The following is a 15,682-nucleotide window of genomic DNA, read 5'->3' as shown; positions in this document are numbered from 1 at the left end:
CAAGGGTTGTGCAAGACCATACCAGTCGCTGGAAGATTGATGTACCAGGTTCCCGTCGCGTCAGTTGCCCGTTCGCTGAAGCCCAAGGATTCCGAGGCCGAAGCCGGACATCAGCTCTCCGATGCGACGACCGGCCAGTCTGCCGGATGCCAGCCTGCCGGACGCCCGCTTGCCTCGCTGCGCCTGATTGCGACCAGCGACCTGCACGCCAGCGTGATGCCCTACGACTATTGCGCGAACCGGCCCAATGCCGACCTTGGCCTGGGGGCGATTTCGCAGCAGATCGCCGAGGCGCGGGGCGAGGCGCGCAATTGCCTTCTGTTCGACAACGGCGACTTCCTGCAGGGCAGCCCGCTGGCCGACTATGCCGCCACGGCCCGCCGTCGCCGGGCGCATCCGGTGATCACCGCGTTCAACACCCTGGGCTATGACGCGGCGACCCTGGGAAACCACGAGTTCGACTATGGCCTGCGCTTCCTGTCCGAGGTGCTGGCCGAAGCGCGATTCCCCGTGGTCTCGGCCAATATCGCGACCCGCCTTGGCACCAGCCCGGCCCGGGACGAGACCTTGATGCCGCCCTTCACGATCCTGCGGCGGCAGATCTTCGATGACGAGGGCAATGCCCATATCCTGCGGATTGGCGTGATCGGCTTTGCCCCGCCGCAGATCGCCGAATGGGACCGGGACACGTTGGGCGGGCAGGTGCAGACCCGCGATATCCTGGCCGCCGCCCGCGCCTGGCTGCCGCGCCTGCGGGCGCAAGGGGCGGACATCATCGTGGCCCTGGCCCATACCGGCATCGGCACCCTTGATCCCGAGGACGGCAGCGAGAACGCAGCAACGGCCCTTGCCGCCCTGGCCGAGATCGACGCCGTTGTCGCGGGCCACAGCCACCAGACCTTTCCGGGACCGAACTTTCCCAGTTCTCCGGACGTTGACCCGGTCCGGGGCCTTCTGGCGGGCAAGCCTGCGGTGATGCCGGGCCATTCGGCGAACCACGTCGGCATCATCGACCTTCGCCTGCAGCGCCTGGGCTCGGGCGGGCGGCGGTGGCATGTCGTCGGCTCGCAAGCCCGGATCGGCCAGCGCAGCGACCGCACGCCGACCCCGGCGCTGCATCAGGCGCTGGCCCCCGATCACCGCGCCGCGCTGGCCTGGTCGCGCCGACAGCTGGGCGCGGCGGCCGTCCCGCTGCACACCCATTTCGCCACCGCCGCCCCGTCGGCCGCCCTGGCGCTGATCGCCGAGGCCAAGGCGGGCCATGTCGCCAAGGCCCTGGCCGGGACCGCCTGGTCCGATCTGCCGCTGCTGTCCTCGGCCACCCCGTTCCGCGGCGGCGGACGTGGCGGGCCTGCCAACTTTACCGAGATCCCGACCGGCCCCCTGAGGATGCGCAACCTGTCGGACCTTTACCCGTTTCCCAACACCATCGTCACGCTTCTGATGACCGGGGCCGAGATCGCGGACTGGCTGGAACGGTCAACCGCGATCTTTCGCCAGATCACCCCCGGGGCGGTCGATGCGCCGCTGCATGACGACAGCGTGCCGTCCTTCCTGTTCGAGACGATCCCGCAGCTGTCCTACGCCATCGACCTGTCGCAGCCCGCCCGTTTTGACGGTCAGGGTCGGCTGGTCCAGCCGGATGCCCGAAGGATCACCGGACTGCGCTTTGGCGACCGGCCCGTCGATCCGCACGAAGAATTCCTTCTGGTGACCAACAGCCACCGGGCCGGACGGGCGCGGTTGCAGGACCCTTCGGCGGACCTGCAGGTCGTCTTCACCGATGGCGCGCGGGTACAGTCGGTGATCGCGGCGCATGTCCAGTCCCGGCCCTGCGTCGGGGCCATGCCGCAGCGCAACTGGCACTTCCTGCCGATGCCGGGCACCAGCGTCCGCATTGCCGCAGGCGACGGGGCCGCCCTGCATCTGTCCGACATCGCCACCTACCGGCCGCAGGCCCTCAGCCGCGACGCCGAGGGCTTTACCCACTACCGGCTGCATCTGTGATCGGCTATGCCTCGGCGCGGAGGCCCCGATGTACGACGCCATTCTCTTCGACCTGGACGGCACGCTGATCGACAGCGAAAGCATCGCGCTGGCAAGCGGCCTTGCGGCCTTTGCGGCGCATGGTCATGACGTGGACGAGGCGTTCATGCACGGCCTGGTCGGCAAGGACGAACCCACCGCCGCCCAGATCATCCGCGCCGCGCTACCGGGGATCGACCTTGAGGCGGTCAACCTGCACTGGCGCAAGGGTTTCAATGACGGGGTGGACAATGGCCTCGCGCTGAAGCCGGGCACGCTGGACCTGTTGCCCGCGCTGTCCTCGCCCCTGGCCATCGTCACCTCGACCGGCCGGATCGGCGCGCATCGCAAGCTGGGGCTGGCCGGGATCGCCGAGGCCTTCACCCATGTCGTCACCCTGGACGACGTCCGCGCCCCGAAGCCGGACCCCGAACCCTATCTGCTGGCGGCCTCGCTGTTTGGCGTCAGCCCCTCGCGCTGTCTGGTGTTCGAGGACAGCGAAACCGGGGCCGAGGCCGCGCATCGTGCCGGTTGCGTCGTGGTGCAGGTGCCGGATGTGGTGCCAAGCCGGGGCCGCTGGGCGCATCATCTGGCCCCCGACCTTCTGACCGGGGCACGGATGGCCGGGCTGCTTTAGGACCGAAGCTGTCGCTCCAACGCTTCCGTCCACAGTGCCACCCCACCGATGAAATCATCGGTGGTCGCCAGCGCCAGCCGGTCCAGGTCCTGCTCCAGAAACAGCCGCGAGCCGAGGTAGCGCTTCTTGGGATTGGCGTCGTGCCAGGCAATCGCGCCGCCCGGTGCCAGGATGGCATCGGCAAGTTCGGTGTCCTGCCGCACGCCTTCGCGCGAATGGTCGCCGTCGATGAAGACCAGGTCCATCCGCCCGTGGTCTCGGGCGAAGGCTGCCGCGTCGATCTGATGCGAATCGCCGATCAGCTGGGTATAGCGGCTGCGGTTGCCGGCGCTGACCAGCGCGCCCACCTCATCCGCTGCCAGATCGTCGTTGTTGAATTGCCGCGTCTCGGCCGGATTGACGAAGGCGATCGAGATCACTTGGACCTCGGGCAGCAGCTGCAGCATCAGTTCCGAAGACGCGCCCCGGTAGGTCCCGATCTCGAAGATCCGCTTCGGCTTCAGCGCCAATAAAAGCGCGGTCAGCGCCTCGATGTCGCGCTGGTGCATCATCCCGGCCGAGATCGCCAGCGTCTCGGCCATGATGGGCTGCGCCCGAGTGCGGGCCGCAGGCTTTACCTTGAGGACAGGGAACCAGTCGGCATGGCGTTGCAGCACGGCGTCTCTCCGCTTGAATCTCGGACGGGTTTAGCGGCCTTCGCGCAGCCGGACAACCTTACGCCTTGCGCGCGCGCAGCTCGCACAGGCAGCTGATCGGCTCGCCGTGGTTGCGTTCGATCTGGGCATCGGGGGCCAGCTTGTCCATCGCCGTCGCAAGGTCGATGTCCAGCTGGCTGATCCCGTGGCAGTCATGCGTGGTCAGCGTCACGTCGACGACGTTGTAGACGTTGCGCCATTCCGGGTGGTGGTTCAGCTTTTCGGCCACGAGGGCCGCGCGGGTCATGAACCCCCAGGCCTGACTGAAATTGCGGAACTTCCAGACCTTGCGGATCGCATCCGCGCCGGGAACGGCGGCCCAGCCGGTCTCGGCCAGGGGCGGCAACTGGGTCTTGCGGTCAGCTTCGGGCAGCAGCGGCGTCATGTCTTGGCCTCCGGGATAAGGGCATTGTCCTTGGCATTGGCGGCCAGCAGGGCCGGGCGGTCCCTAAGGCGGGACCAGTAAGCCTCAAGCACCGGGTTGCCCGGAAGAGTCTTGAACTGCAAGCCCCAGCCGACCTGGCTGCCGACGTAGACATCCGCCGCGGTGAAGCGCCCGTCGGCGATGTAATCGTTCTTCTCCAGATGCCCGGTCAGCGCCTGTGCCACTGTTTCAAGGGTGCCATAACCGGTGCGCCCGGCCTCTTGCGGGCTGGCGGGCGTCCAGCCGAAAGAGGTGTTGACCACTGCCTGCTCCAGCGGACCAGCCCCGAAGAACAGCCAGCGGAAGAAGGCGGCCTTGTCGTCGGCCATCAGCCCGGCCTCGGGGAAGGTCAGCGCCAGGTAGGTGCAGATGGCCGCGACTTCCGTGACGATGGAACCGCCATGCACGATGGCCGGAACCTTCCCCATCGGGTTCACCGCCAGATAGTCCCTGGCCTTCATCGGCGGGCCATAGCCCAGCACCACCGTGTCGTAAGGTTGGCCGGTCTCTTCCAGCATCCAGCGGGCAATCCGGCCACGCGACATCGGGTTGGTGTAGAAGGTCAGCATGAGTTCTCCATCCCTGCTGAGGGGCTACTCGCGCCCCTCGTGCTTGCGGAAGGGGCCGTACGAGGTCAGCACCTCGATCTCTTCGCCGACCGCGCGGCGTTCGGCTTGCAGATACCGGTCAACCGCCGTGCGGAACGAGGGTTCCGCGATCCAGTGCAGGGAATGCACCTCGACCGGCAGATAGCCGCGCGCCAGCTTGTGTTCGCCCTGCGCCCCCGCCTCGACCCGGCTCAGGCCGTGGGCGATGGCCCAGTCGATGGCCTGATAGTAGCACAGCTCGAAATGCAGGCAGGGATGATCTTCGGTGCAGCCCCAGTAGCGGCCATACAGCGTCTCGCGCCCGATGAAGTTCAGCGCCCCAGCCACGGGCCGGTCCCCGTTGAAGGCCAGGACCAGCAGGATGTCGTTCCGCATCGTCTCGTGAAAGCGGGTAAAGGCTTTGCGGGTCAGATATGGCGTGCCCCATTTGCGGCTGCCGGTGTCCTGGTAGAACTGCCAGAAGGCGTCCCAATGCTGAGGTTCGATCTCGTCACCCGTCAGCGCGCGGATCGTCAGGCCCCGACCCTGCGCCGTCTCGCGTTCCTTGCGGATCATCTTGCGCTTGCGGCTGGCGAGGTCGCCCAGAAAGCCGTCAAAGCTGTCATAGCCCCGGTTTTCCCAGTGGAACTGCTGGGTGACGCGGTGCAGCGTGCCTTCGACCCCCGCCAGCGCCTCCGCCTCCTCCTCGGTGCAGAAGGTCGCATGCAGGCTGGAAAGCTTGTTCTGCGCCGTGACCGCGATGGCCCCCTGCCACAGCACCTCGCGGTATTCAGGCGCGCCCAGGAACCGCCGGCCGGTCGCGGGGGTGAAGGGCACCGCGATCTGCAGTTTGGGGTAGTAGCGGCCCCCGGCCCGCTCCAGCGCGTCGGCCCAGCCGTGGTCGAAGATGTATTCGCCCTGGCTGTGCGATTTCACGTACAGAGGCGTCGCGGCCAGAAGCCGGCCGTCGTCGCGCAGGGCCAGAGGCCGCGCCTGCCAGCCGGAGCCCGCGCCGGTGGACCGGGACTCCTCCAGCGCCGCCAGGAAACGGTGCGTCGTGAAAGGGTCCAGAGGGCGGCCCGTCGCCTGTTCAGGCGCGGCCACCGCATCCCAGTCGGCGGCGGGGATTTCGGACAGGCTTTCGTGCAGGATCAGGTCGGCCATGTGCGCCCCTTTGTTCGGGGGAAAGGTGGCGGGCGGGGCGCGAAGGTCAAGCGGCAAGCGCGGCCGGGTAGCCCTCGAAGGTCACATTGTCGGCAATCTGCCGCGCCAACGCCTCGTCTGCGGCAGAGCGGATCGTCCAGCACAGGACCCTTGCGCCCTGTGCCTTCAGCCGGGCCACCCGGGGCCGGGCCAGATCGCGCGCTTCGTGGCTGATGAAGCTGGACCCTGTCGCGTCATAGTCCGGGATCGGGCGCAGCCGGTCGCAGACCTCCACGGGAAGCGGTGCCCAGTCGTCGGGGTCGTAGGCCGAGGTGGTGATCCCCCGCGGCAGGTGCGGGGCCAGCCGCGCCATATGGGCGACCGAGTGCGGGTTGAACGACATCAGCGCCACATCGCCCGTGTAGCCCTGCAGCGCCTTTGCCGTCGCGGCCTCCAGCTTGCCATCGGTCGGACCCATCACCAGCGTCTGGTCCTTGATCTCGATCAGCAAAGGCACCCGGCCCGCGATCAGGTCCAGCACCTCGGCCAAGGTCGGGATCGTATCGGTGGAGTCGCGAAGGCGGACGCGTCCCAGGTCGGCGGCGGTCCGGGCGTGGAGGGGACCGGCCTCGCGTGTCAGGCGGTCAAGGTCCTCGTCATGGAAGACCATCGGCACGCCGTCCGACGACAGTTGCAGGTCGATCTCGATGGCATATCCGGCCGTCACCGCCGCCTTGATCGCGGCAGACGAATTCTCGATCCGCCCCGCCGCCCGGTCATGCAGCGCGCGGTGAGCGATGGGCAGCTTCAGGAAGCTGTCGGGCAGCGGGACGTGGGTCATTTCAGGCGGTCATTTCAGGAGGTCATTTCAGGGCGAAGATCGCCTCGATCTCGACCGCCACCCCCAGGGGCAGCGAGGCGGCCGAAACGGCAGACCGGGCATGGCGGCCCGCGTCGCCCAGGACGGAGACCAGAAAGTCCGACGCGCCGTTGATGACCTTGGGCTGGTCTGTGAAATCGGGGGTGGAGTTCACGAACCCCACCAGCTTGACCGCCCGGTCCAGCCGGTTCCAGTCGCCGCCGACGGCCTTCTTCAGCTGGGCAAGCAGCGAGATCGCGCAGCGTTTCGCCGCCTCGGCACCCTGTTCGAACGACAGGTCCTCGCCCAGGCGGCCCTTGATCAGCCCATGCTCGTTCTGACTGATCTGGCCCGAGATGTGGACAAGGTTGCCCACCTGAACGAAGGGAACATAGTTCGCCGCAGGGGCGGGGGCGTCGGGAAGGGTGACGCCAAGCTCGGCAAGGCGCTGTTCGATCGGGTGCATGGGGGTCTCCGGCTGGGGTTGGGGCAAGCCTAGCGCGGGGGGAAAGGGCAGGCAAGGGCGCGGGTGACCACGGTGGCGCATCCGATCAAGCGCAATGAAATCAGCCATTTGGCGGCGGGGATTTCCGTATTCTTTCGGGTGGGGCGGCTTCGCCCAGACTGGCGCAGGTCCCCTGCCGTCGGATGCCGCAGGGCTGCCACCCCAGTCCCCGTCCGCAAAACCGGCTCAGGCCGCGCGGAAGGCCTCGGCAAGGTCATCCGGCAGCGCGAAGTCCTGCAACAGGCGCGCCCGGCCTGCCTCGGACATCTTGCGGGCGGTCTTGCGGACGATGTCCAGCGTCGACGCGGCGTCCCGTTCCGCTGCAAAGGGGGCGAAATACCAGCGCACGAAGACAAAGCAGATCACATCCTCCAGCGCCTGCACCTCGGGGTCGCGCTTGATCCCCTCCTTGCGCAGAAGGACGCCGACACGGTCGCAGTCCGACGCCGGAAACCCGGCCTTTTCCATGATCCCGGCAACCCGCGCGGCGTGGCGTCGCCCCTGCTCGCGCCGCCAGTCCAGATAGCCGGCCTTTCCTTCGGGGTAGTCCGACCGGGGCAGAAGCCAGCGTTCGACGTGCTGGCCGCGCGCGGCGACCTGAAGCACCTCGGACGCATCGGGGAAAAGCCGCGCCAGTTCTTCGGTCATCCGCTGGCCATAGACCAGCGCCTCGCCCTTGGGGTCGGCGGCATTGGCCGTGTCGATCAGGGCCAGGGCCCGTGCCAGATGATCGCTCATTGTCCCCTCTCGATCCGCCAGTGACCTAGGGTTAGCGCGGGCGGCGCGGAAAAACCAGCGGCTGGAAAAATTGCAGCACCTGGGGGAACCGGATCGGCAAGCCGGGCGTTTTGGCAAAGCCAAGGGGGACCCGTCGAATGCTGCGAACACCGCTGTGCGACCTTTTGGGCTGCGAGGTTCCGGTGCTGCTGGCAGGCATGGGCGGCGTCGCCAGGTCCGAGCTGGCTGCGGCGGTGGCACGTGCCGGAGGCTATCCCATGCTGGGGATGGTCCGCGAAAGCCCCGAACTGATCGCGACCGAGATCGCCGCAGTTAAAGCCGCGACGGACCGGCCCTTTGCGGTGAACGTGATTCCCTCGGCCACCGATCCTGCGCTTCTGGACCGGCAACTGGGTCGCTGTCTGGACCTTGGCGTGCGGCATTTCACCTTTTTCTGGGACCCGATGCCCGACGTGATCGCGCGGATGAAGCGCGAGGGCTGTCTGGTCCTGCATCAGGTCGGCACGGTTGCAGACGCGCGCCTGGCCGAGGCGGCCGGCGCGGATGTGATCATCGCGCAAGGGATCGAGGCCGGGGGCCATGTGCATGGCCGCATCGGTGCCTTTGCCCTGGCCGAAGCGGTGCTGGAGCGGGCAGAGGTCCCTGTCGTGGTGTCGGGCGGCATCGGCTCGGGCCGGGGGCTGGCGGCGGCGCTGGCGCTGGGGGCGCAGGGCGTGCAATGCGGCACGGCGTTCCTTGCGACGGTGGAGGCCTGGGCGCATGACTACCACAAGCGGCGCGTCGTCGAGGCGGGGGGTGGCGACACCGTCCTGACCGATGTCTTCGTGCTGAACTGGCCCAAGGGGGCAGCGGTGCGGGTCATTGCGAACAGCGTGACAGCCGCGCAGGCCAACCTGATGGGCCACGACCCCGCCACCCTGCCACGCGAGGTGATCGCCCATGACGGGGGCCAGCCTTTGCTGCGCTATTCCACCGATTCCCCCATGCGCCACACCACCGGGTCGCTGGAGGAGATGGCGCTTTACGCGGGCCAGGGCGCGGGCCTGATCCGCGACGTGGTGCCAGCGGGCGAGAGGCTGCAGCGGATGGTGTCGGAGGCCGAGGCCTGCCTGGCGGCGGTGCGGCAATGACCGGGCGCTGCGCCTCTCCACCCTGTTTGGCCGAGGGGTTCAATCCGTCGGATCTGGATCACCAACAGGCGCAGGACGTGGCGCGCTGGCGCAAGGCCGAACGGCAGCGCCTGCGGGCCGAGCGGGACGCGCTCAGCGTGGCCGCGCGGCAGGACATCGGCCATGCCATCGCTGCGGTGTTGCTGGAGTTTCTGCACGACCGCTTCGGTGCCATGGCCGGTCGGGTCTTTTCGGGCTACTGGCCGATCAAGGGCGAGCCGGACCTGCGCCCGGTGCTGGAGGCGCTGCACAACGAGGGCGCGCTGGTGGCACTGCCGTTGGTCGAGGTGAAGGCCGCCCCGCTGGTGTTCCGGCGCTGGACGCCCGAGACGCGGATGGTGCGCGGCGACTGGAACATCCCGGTGCCTCCGCCCGAGGCCGAGGTCGTGACCCCCGACATCTCGCTGGCCCCCGTCATGGGATGGACCGACGACGGCTTCCGGCTTGGCTACGGCGGGGGGTATTTCGACCGGACGCTGGCAGCATTGGACCCAAGGCCCTTTACCATCGGAATCGGGCTTTCAGCGGCGCGGCTGGCGACGATCTTCCCGCAGCCGCATGACATCCCGCTGGATGTGATCGTGACCGAGGCCGGTCTGACCGCGCCCTAGACCGACACTTCGGCCCTTAACGCGGACTGGTCGAAGCCCGACTTCGGCCCCGACGCCGAAACCGCCCCGCGCCGCAGGACATAGAACTGGTCGGCCAACCCATAGGCGAAGTCGAAGTACTGTTCGACCAGCACGATCGCCATCGTCTTCTGATCCTTGAGGTAGGTGATCACCCGGCCGATCTGCTGGATGATGTTGGGCTGGATGCCCTCGGTCGGTTCGTCCAGCAGCAGCACCTTCGGCTTCATGATCATCGCACGTGCGATGGCAAGCTGCTGCTGCTGCCCGCCAGAAAGGTCCCCCCCGCGCCGGTGCGTCATGTCCTTCAGAACCGGGAAGAGGTCATAGATCGTATCAGGGACCTTGTGCTCGGACTTCGGCAGAAGGGCAAAGCCGGTCTCCAGATTCTCGCGCACGGTCAGGAGGGGGAAGATCATCCGCCCCTGCGGCACCACGGCCAAGCCACGCCGCGCCATGTCCTGCGCGCGAAGGCGTCCCAGGCTTTCGCCGTCCAGTTCCACCGTCCCGCCCGAACGGGGATGCGTCCCGGCCAGCGCCTTGAGGAAGCTGGTCTTGCCAACCCCATTCGTCCCCATGATGCAGGTCACCTCCCCGGCCTTCGCCTGAAAGTCGATCCCGTGCAGGATCTGCGACCCGCCATAGTGCAGGGTCAGGCCTTCGGTCTTCAGCATCTCATCCCCGCCCCAGATAGACGTCGATCACCGCCTGGTTCTTGGTCACGTGATCCAGGCTTCCCTCGGCCAGCACCGCGCCTTCGTGCAGGACCGTGACCTTGCAGTTCAGGCGGCGCACGAACTCCATGTCATGCTCGACCACCACCACCGCGCGGGTTTTGGCGATGTCCACGAGGAGTTCCGTCGTCTTCTCGCGTTCCGCCAAAGTCATCCCCGCCGCCGGTTCGTCGACCAGCAGCAGGCGCGGCTCCTGTGCCAACAGCATCGCGATCTCCAGCCATTGCTTCTGGCCGTGGCTTAGGATGCCCGCCTTGCGTTCCAGGCTGTCGCCAAGCCCGACCTGAGCGGCAAGTGCCTGAATGCGGTCTTCGTCCTGCCCCGTCTTCCGCCAGGCGAGCACGGCCCAGGGGCTGCGCGCCGCCTTCAGCGCCAGCGTCAGGTTTTCGTGCACCGTCTGATCCTCGAACACCGTGGGGCGCTGGAACTTGCGGCCGATCCCGGCGCGGGCGATCTGGGCTTCGGACAGCTTGAGCAGCGAGAGCGACTTCTCGCCAAACGTGACCGAGCCGCTGTCCGGCCGGGTCTTGCCGGTGACGATGTCCATGAAGGTGCTTTTCCCTGCCCCGTTCGGTCCGATGATCGCGCGCAACTCCGCGGCCTGGATGGCGAAGGTCAGATTGTTGATCGCGCGGAAGCCGTCGAAGCTGACGGTCACGCCCGAGACTTCCAGAAGCGCGGTCATTCCTGCGCCTCCTTCTCTTGCAGCGACCCCTGGTCAGGCCCAAGCGGAGCCCCCTTGCGGTCGGGACTCAGCACCCCGGCGAAGCGGTCGAAAAGCCCGCCGATCCCCTTGGGCGCGAAGAGGGTGACGCAGACGAAGGTCAGGCCCAGCAGAACCAGCCACCAGTCGACCCAGTTGATCATGTAGACCCCAAGGTTGATCGAGGGCACCCTCCCCCCGGTGAACCAGCTGGACAGAAGCGACACGATGGCCGCCCCGATGACCGCCCCGTACAGCCGCCCGCGTCCGCCGATGGCGACCCAGACGGCAAGGTAGATCGACGCGATGGGGGCCAGTTCGGCGGGGTTGATGATCCCGGCCTGCGGGTAATAAAGCGCCCCGGCCAAGGCGCAGATCACGGCGGTCAGGGTGAAGACGAAAAGCTTGTATCCTTCGACCGAGTAACCCAGGAACCGCACCCGCGCTTCGTCGTCGCGGATCGCGCGGATGACCGATCCGAACTTGCCCGAGACGATGGCGTGCAGGGTCAGGTAGGCCACAGCAAGCGCTGCAGCAGAGGCCCAGAAGAACCACAGGCTGACGGCGTCCTGGCCTGCGGTCACTCCGGGCAGGTTCTGCAGGCCCGACAGTCCGTTGTTGCCCCGCAACCCGCTGTCGTTCTGGAACAGGTACAGCGCCAGCGCCAGCGTCATCGCTTGCGTCAGGATCGAGAGATAGACGCCGGTCACGCGGCTGCGGAACGCAAGCCAGCCGAAGACCAGCGCCAAGATGCCCGGAACCGCCACGACCAGCGCCAGTTGCAATGGCAGGCTGTAGGCAAAGGACCAGATCGCGGGCAGGTCACTGGCCCCGACGACGCCGAAGATCTGGGTGGCGATGCCTTGGGACACTTCCTCGGGCGTGGCTGGCAACCCGCCGTTCGCCAGCGAGGCGACCACGATCTCCTCGGTCCGGGCGTACATCAGCCACATGCCGATCATGTAGCCGCCCAGCGCGAAGAAAGCCATGTGGCCGAGAGAGAGGATGCCCGCGTAGCCCCAGATCAGGTCCATCGCCAGGGCGGCCAGGCAAAGGCACAGCGTCTTGCCCAGCGTCTTGACGAAGGACGTCGACACAAGGCCGAACTGCGCCGCGATGGTCACGGCGATGGTGAAGACGGCCAGGCAGGCGATGAAGATCAGAGCCGAACGGTGGCGGGGGTGAAGCAGGGTCATTTCGCGGCCTTCCCCTTGCGCGACGCGGCTTGTCCGGGCACCTCCCTCTCCCCGACGGGGGAGAGGGCTGGGGTGAGGGGGAAGGCGGCCAGAAGGATGCGGGTCATGGCGTCAATCCCCCGCCGCGCGACCACGAAGGGCGATGATCCCGCGAGGCCGGAACTGGATGAACAGGATGATGAACAGGATCATGTAGGTCTGCGCGGCCAGCGTGTTCGAGGGGTTGAAGAACTCGATCACCTTCTGGAAGCTGCCGATCATCGTGGCCCCGGCAAGCGTCCCCCAGATGCTGCCGACGCCACCGACGACCACGGTCATGAAGCTTTGGACGATGTAGTCGGTCCCAAGCTCGGACGTGACCTTGGCGAAAAGCCCGATGGCGACCCCGGCGATACCGGCGATGCCACTGCCCAGGCCGAAGGTCAGCATGTTGATCCGGTCGGGGTTGATCCCCATGCTGGCGGCCATTGCCGGGTTCTGCGTCACGGCGCGGACCTCCAGCCCCAGGCGGGTGCGCTTCATAAGCCACAGGAAGAAGCCGAGGAACAGAAGCGCCAGCACGAAGATCGCAATGCGGATGTAACTGATCGACACCACGTCGTTCAGTACCCAGGCCCCGTCCAGCCAGGCAGGAGAGGTAAGAGGTCGCGCCTGCGTTCCGAAAACGTTTTTCAGGATTTGCTGCAAGGCGATGGAGATGCCGAAGGTGGCCAGCAGCGTCTCAAGCGGACGTTTGTAAAGATGCCGGATCACCAGCCGCTCCATCGCCACGCCCCCGCCGAAGGTGACGGCGAAGGCCAGGGGCAGGGCAATCAGGATCGACAGGGTGTAGTCGGGCACGAACAGCTGGACCACGTAGCCAGTGTAGGCGCCAATGGTGATGAACTCGCCATGCGCCATGTTGATGACGCCCATGACGCCGAAGGTGATGGCCAGGCCGATGGCGGCGAGGAAGTAGATCGAGGCCAACGACAGCGCGTCCAGCCCAAGGTCGGCGGTCTGCATGAGGCCGACAGTGGTGCCGATCCGGTCCAGTGCAGCCTGGGCCGCGCTGGTCACGGCGGGGTCGGGCTCGGCATAGACCTCATAGAATTTCGCGGTGGCAAGCGCAGCTTTCGCCTCGTCGTCGGTGGCGGCGACGGGGACGGCCCCGCTGGCCTCCAACGCGGTATAGGCGCGGTCGCGGGCGGCCTGGCTGTCAAGCTCGGCCACCGGCACGCCGCCGACCATGCCGCCCTGCAGGTTCGCCACCAGCGCCGCGCGCTGTTCTTCCAGCGTCAGGCGGGCGGGGGCAAGATTGGCGGCGACCAGAAGGGCATAGGCCTCATCCTCGGGGATGTCGGTGCCCAACCGCAACTCGCGGGCGACATTGCCCTCGGGCGGGGTGGCCGAGGCGACGCGGGTGGTCGCGACCAGCGGATTCAAGGCGGCGCGCAGGTCAAGGCCAAGGTCCGCGCCGAAGCTGTCGATGGCGGCGACGCGCGCCGAGGACGAGGGATCGAAGCGCAGGGTCAAGAGGCGCTCCAGCCGCTGCTTCTGTGCCTTCAGCGTGGGGTCATTCTCGGTGGCTATGGCCGCGCGAAGGGGCTCCAGGGACTCGGCTGTCGGGTCTTGCGCGATGGAGGTCAGCGCCTCTTGCCGCTTCACCGGGTCGGGGTCCGACAGAGTGAACTGCACCAGCGCCGTGGCGATCAACCCGCGCACGCCCGCATTGGGTTTCAGCTCGGTCAGGTCGCCCTTGGCAGCGGACCCGGCGGGGGAGCCGTCCAGCGCGGTCAGGGCAAAGCCGTCGCCTTCGGGCACCGCCACGAACATGGCGTCGTCCGCCTTGCGGATCACCAGCCGCTTGTCGGCCCAGGCCTGCAGGATGTCATCGGCCATCGCATCGCCGCTGGCCGCCAGTTCGGTGATCACCGGCCCGATGGTCTGGCGCGAGGGTTTCTCGATCTGATCGCGGTTTGCTTCGACGATCCGCGCCGCCTCCTGCGCGAGGGACGGCAGGGGCGCAAGCCAGCAAAGGGCCGCGACAAGAAGGGCGGTCAGGCGCATGGGATGTCCGGGGAAAGAGGCGAGTGGGAGGGGGCGCGCCCCTCCCACCATTGCATCAGTAGTTCGAGGTCAACTGGACACAGGTCTTGGTATCCTTGTTGTACATCCCGCACTGAAGATCCTTCCAGTCGGCTTCCAGAACCGCCGATTCCGGCAGGTAGTCGGTCCAGGCGTCGCCCGCGACGGGCTCGGTCTGGCTGATGATGTCGAACTGGCCGTCGGCGCGGATTTCGCCGATCAGGACGGGTTTCGTGAGGTGGTGGTTGGTGCCCATCACCGCCATGCCGCCGGTGAGGTTCGGGAACTCCTGCCCCCACATCGCGGTGCGGACGGCGTCAACCTCGGTGGTGCCAGCGGCGGTGACCGCGTTCACCCACATGTTGAAGCCGATGTAATGCGCTTCCATCGGGTCGTTGGTGACGCGTTTGTCGTCCTTGATGAAGGCTTTCCAGTCCGCGATGAACTTGGCGTTCTCCGGGGTGTCGGCCGACATGAAGTAGTTCCAGGCGGCCAGATGGCCCGCAAGGTTGGTGGTATCCAGACCCGAAAGCTCTTCCTCGCCAACCGAGAAGGCGACGACCGGCAGCGTATCGGCTGTGACGCCCGCAGCGGCCAGTTCCTTGTAAAAGCCGATGTTCGCATCGCCGTTGATGGTCGAGATGACACCGACCTTCTTGCCGTCCGCGCCCAAGGCCACCACGTCGCCCACGATCTTCGACCAGTCCGAATGACCGAACGGGGTGTAGTTGACGAAGATGTCTTCCTTCGGGATGCCCTTCCCGATCAGGTAGGCCTCCAGGATGTTGTTCGTCGTGCGCGGATAGACATAGTCGGTGCCCAGAAGCGCGAACTTCTGCACCCCAAGCTCGTTGAGGTAGTAGTCCACTGCCGGGATCGCCTGCTGGTTCGGGGCGGCACCGGTGTAGAACACGTTCTTCGAGGACTCCTCGCCTTCGTACTGGACCGGGTAGAACAAGAGGCCGTTCAACTCTTCGATGACCGGCAGGACGGACTTGCGCGACACCGAGGTCCAGCAGCCGAACATCACGTCGCACTTGGACACGGTCAGCAGCTCGCGCGCCTTTTCGGCGAACAAGGGCCAGTCCGAGGCCGGGTCCACGACGACAGCCTCGATCTGCTTGCCCAGAAGCCCGCCCTTGGCGTTCTGCGCCTCGATCAGCATCAGCATGGTGTCTTTCAGCGTGGTCTCGGAAATCGCCATCGTGCCGGACAAGGAGTGCAGCACGCCAACCTTGATCGTCTCGGCCTGGGCGAAAGCAAAGCGCGGCATGGTCATGGCAGCGGCGGCGGCAGCGCTGGACAAAAGGGTCCGTCTGGAAAGTTTCATGTGTCTATCCCCTGTTTCGTGCCCGATGCTGGCCGGGCGGGTTGGTCTTCTCTGGCCTTGGCAGTGGCCTTGGCTGGGGACAGGAAAGCGGGGTCCGCCGCGGGCGCATAGGACAACGGGTTCCATCGCGAGCGGCCCGCAGGCAGACGGCGCAATTTTGTGCGCTGCGTTTCGCTGCAGCGCAGAAATCGGGCAGAGTAGGGAGGCGGAAACGCCTGCCCGGCGGGCAATCGGCCTGCGG

General features: G+C 67.0%; 16 protein-coding genes. 4 read left to right on the top strand and 12 right to left on the bottom strand.

The genetic code is table 11. The annotated features are described in order from the left end of the window. The first annotated feature begins 39 nt into the window (after window positions 1–39). Window positions 40–2,007: a bifunctional 2',3'-cyclic-nucleotide 2'-phosphodiesterase/3'-nucleotidase gene (locus tag U1E69_RS17735; protein ID WP_322245751.1), complete on the top strand. Its 1,968-nt coding sequence runs from the start codon at window positions 40–42 to the stop codon at window positions 2,005–2,007. Between the two features lie 28 nt (window positions 2,008–2,035). Next, on the top strand, window positions 2,036–2,662 hold the full coding sequence (locus tag U1E69_RS17730; protein WP_322245750.1) for an HAD family phosphatase: 627 nt from the start codon (window positions 2,036–2,038) through the stop codon (window positions 2,660–2,662). Here U1E69_RS17730 and U1E69_RS17725 read toward each other — a convergent pair. The 7 genes from U1E69_RS17725 to U1E69_RS17695 all read right to left on the bottom strand — a co-directional run bounded on the left by U1E69_RS17725 (window position 2,659) and on the right by U1E69_RS17695 (window position 7,613). Next, window positions 2,659–3,318, bottom strand: coding sequence for a class I SAM-dependent methyltransferase (locus tag U1E69_RS17725; protein WP_322245749.1), 660 nt, complete (start codon window positions 3,316–3,318; stop codon window positions 2,659–2,661). The two genes, U1E69_RS17730 and U1E69_RS17725, sit on opposite strands and share 4 nt — an antisense overlap. A 58-nt stretch (window positions 3,319–3,376) precedes the next feature. Then, window positions 3,377–3,742: a 4a-hydroxytetrahydrobiopterin dehydratase gene (locus U1E69_RS17720; protein ID WP_322245748.1), complete on the bottom strand. Its 366-nt coding sequence runs from the start codon at window positions 3,740–3,742 to the stop codon at window positions 3,377–3,379. Then, a complete protein-coding gene (locus U1E69_RS17715) occupies window positions 3,739–4,350 on the bottom strand; it encodes a glutathione S-transferase family protein (RefSeq protein WP_322245747.1) in 612 nt (203 codons plus the stop codon). Before U1E69_RS17715 ends, U1E69_RS17720 begins: the two co-directional genes overlap by 4 nt. A gap of 24 nt (window positions 4,351–4,374) precedes the next feature. Then, window positions 4,375–5,532 (bottom strand): GNAT family N-acetyltransferase, encoded by a 1,158-nt coding sequence (locus U1E69_RS17710; RefSeq protein ID WP_322245746.1) that lies wholly within the window; start codon window positions 5,530–5,532, stop codon window positions 4,375–4,377. Between the two features lie 46 nt (window positions 5,533–5,578). Further along, the gene (locus U1E69_RS17705) at window positions 5,579–6,352 is read right to left on the bottom strand and encodes a glycerophosphodiester phosphodiesterase family protein (protein ID WP_322245745.1); all 774 of its coding nucleotides are present in this window, start codon (window positions 6,350–6,352) and stop codon (window positions 5,579–5,581) included. A gap of 22 nt (window positions 6,353–6,374) precedes the next feature. Beyond that, window positions 6,375–6,836 carry a RidA family protein gene (locus U1E69_RS17700; RefSeq protein WP_322245744.1) on the bottom strand — a complete coding sequence of 154 codons (462 nt, stop codon included), beginning with the start codon at window positions 6,834–6,836 and terminating at the stop codon, window positions 6,375–6,377. A gap of 225 nt (window positions 6,837–7,061) precedes the next feature. After that, entirely contained in the window at window positions 7,062–7,613 is a 552-nt protein-coding gene (locus tag U1E69_RS17695; RefSeq protein ID WP_322245743.1) for a DUF4202 domain-containing protein, read from the bottom strand. Between the two features lie 137 nt (window positions 7,614–7,750). Here U1E69_RS17695 and U1E69_RS17690 point away from each other — a divergent pair, with 137 nt between their 5' ends. After that, window positions 7,751–8,743 carry a nitronate monooxygenase gene (locus U1E69_RS17690; RefSeq protein ID WP_322245742.1) on the top strand — a complete coding sequence of 331 codons (993 nt, stop codon included), beginning with the start codon at window positions 7,751–7,753 and terminating at the stop codon, window positions 8,741–8,743. Next, a complete protein-coding gene (locus U1E69_RS17685) occupies window positions 8,740–9,393 on the top strand; it encodes a 5-formyltetrahydrofolate cyclo-ligase (RefSeq protein WP_322245741.1) in 654 nt (217 codons plus the stop codon). Before U1E69_RS17690 ends, U1E69_RS17685 begins: the two co-directional genes overlap by 4 nt. On the opposite strand, the gene urtE is transcribed toward U1E69_RS17685, so the two are convergent. The 5 genes from urtE to urtA all read right to left on the bottom strand — a co-directional run bounded on the left by urtE (window position 9,390) and on the right by urtA (window position 15,441). After that, window positions 9,390–10,085, bottom strand: coding sequence for an urea ABC transporter ATP-binding subunit UrtE (gene urtE / locus U1E69_RS17680; RefSeq protein ID WP_322245740.1), 696 nt, complete (start codon window positions 10,083–10,085; stop codon window positions 9,390–9,392). The two genes, U1E69_RS17685 and urtE, sit on opposite strands and share 4 nt — an antisense overlap. Window position 10,086: 1 nt before the next feature. Next, on the bottom strand, window positions 10,087–10,830 hold the full coding sequence (gene urtD, locus U1E69_RS17675; RefSeq protein WP_322245739.1) for an urea ABC transporter ATP-binding protein UrtD: 744 nt from the start codon (window positions 10,828–10,830) through the stop codon (window positions 10,087–10,089). Beyond that, window positions 10,827–12,044 carry an urea ABC transporter permease subunit UrtC gene (urtC, locus tag U1E69_RS17670; RefSeq protein ID WP_322245738.1) on the bottom strand — a complete coding sequence of 406 codons (1,218 nt, stop codon included), beginning with the start codon at window positions 12,042–12,044 and terminating at the stop codon, window positions 10,827–10,829. The genes urtD and urtC overlap by 4 nt, the downstream gene beginning before the upstream one ends. 111 nt (window positions 12,045–12,155) lie before the next feature. After that, window positions 12,156–14,093 (bottom strand): urea ABC transporter permease subunit UrtB, encoded by a 1,938-nt coding sequence (gene urtB, locus U1E69_RS17665; protein WP_322245737.1) that lies wholly within the window; start codon window positions 14,091–14,093, stop codon window positions 12,156–12,158. 55 nt (window positions 14,094–14,148) lie between these two features. Further along, window positions 14,149–15,441 (bottom strand): urea ABC transporter substrate-binding protein, encoded by a 1,293-nt coding sequence (urtA, locus tag U1E69_RS17660; protein WP_416200302.1) that lies wholly within the window; start codon window positions 15,439–15,441, stop codon window positions 14,149–14,151. Between the last annotated feature and the right edge of the window lie 241 nt (window positions 15,442–15,682).

It is taken from the genome of Tabrizicola sp. (genome assembly GCF_034366665.1).
Lineage (GTDB): Bacteria > Pseudomonadota > Alphaproteobacteria > Rhodobacterales > Rhodobacteraceae > Tabrizicola.
The sequence above is the reverse complement of the archived record's forward strand: the minus strand, read 5'-3'. Positions and strand labels throughout refer to the sequence as shown.

What these genes read in the sequence shown, in the direction of transcription:
- U1E69_RS17735 (WP_322245751.1), top strand. Translation starts at nt 40, where the DNA reads ATGTACCAGGTTCCCGTCGCGTCAGTTGCCCGTTCGCTGAAGCCCAAG.
- U1E69_RS17730 (WP_322245750.1), top strand. Translation starts at nt 2,036, where the DNA reads ATGTACGACGCCATTCTCTTCGACCTGGACGGCACGCTGATCGACAGC.
- U1E69_RS17720 (WP_322245748.1), bottom strand. Translation starts at nt 3,742, where the DNA reads ATGACGCCGCTGCTGCCCGAAGCTGACCGCAAGACCCAGTTGCCGCCC.
- U1E69_RS17715 (WP_322245747.1), bottom strand. Translation starts at nt 4,350, where the DNA reads ATGCTGACCTTCTACACCAACCCGATGTCGCGTGGCCGGATTGCCCGC.
- U1E69_RS17710 (WP_322245746.1), bottom strand. Translation starts at nt 5,532, where the DNA reads ATGGCCGACCTGATCCTGCACGAAAGCCTGTCCGAAATCCCCGCCGCC.
- U1E69_RS17705 (WP_322245745.1), bottom strand. Translation starts at nt 6,352, where the DNA reads ATGACCCACGTCCCGCTGCCCGACAGCTTCCTGAAGCTGCCCATCGCT.
- U1E69_RS17700 (WP_322245744.1), bottom strand. Translation starts at nt 6,836, where the DNA reads ATGCACCCGATCGAACAGCGCCTTGCCGAGCTTGGCGTCACCCTTCCC.
- U1E69_RS17695 (WP_322245743.1), bottom strand. Translation starts at nt 7,613, where the DNA reads ATGAGCGATCATCTGGCACGGGCCCTGGCCCTGATCGACACGGCCAAT.
- U1E69_RS17690 (WP_322245742.1), top strand. Translation starts at nt 7,751, where the DNA reads ATGCTGCGAACACCGCTGTGCGACCTTTTGGGCTGCGAGGTTCCGGTG.
- U1E69_RS17685 (WP_322245741.1), top strand. Translation starts at nt 8,740, where the DNA reads ATGACCGGGCGCTGCGCCTCTCCACCCTGTTTGGCCGAGGGGTTCAAT.
- urtE (WP_322245740.1), bottom strand. Translation starts at nt 10,085, where the DNA reads ATGCTGAAGACCGAAGGCCTGACCCTGCACTATGGCGGGTCGCAGATC.
- urtD (WP_322245739.1), bottom strand. Translation starts at nt 10,830, where the DNA reads ATGACCGCGCTTCTGGAAGTCTCGGGCGTGACCGTCAGCTTCGACGGC.
- urtC (WP_322245738.1), bottom strand. Translation starts at nt 12,044, where the DNA reads ATGACCCTGCTTCACCCCCGCCACCGTTCGGCTCTGATCTTCATCGCC.
- urtB (WP_322245737.1), bottom strand. Translation starts at nt 14,093, where the DNA reads ATGCGCCTGACCGCCCTTCTTGTCGCGGCCCTTTGCTGGCTTGCGCCC.
- urtA (WP_416200302.1), bottom strand. Translation starts at nt 15,441, where the DNA reads ATGAAACTTTCCAGACGGACCCTTTTGTCCAGCGCTGCCGCCGCCGCT.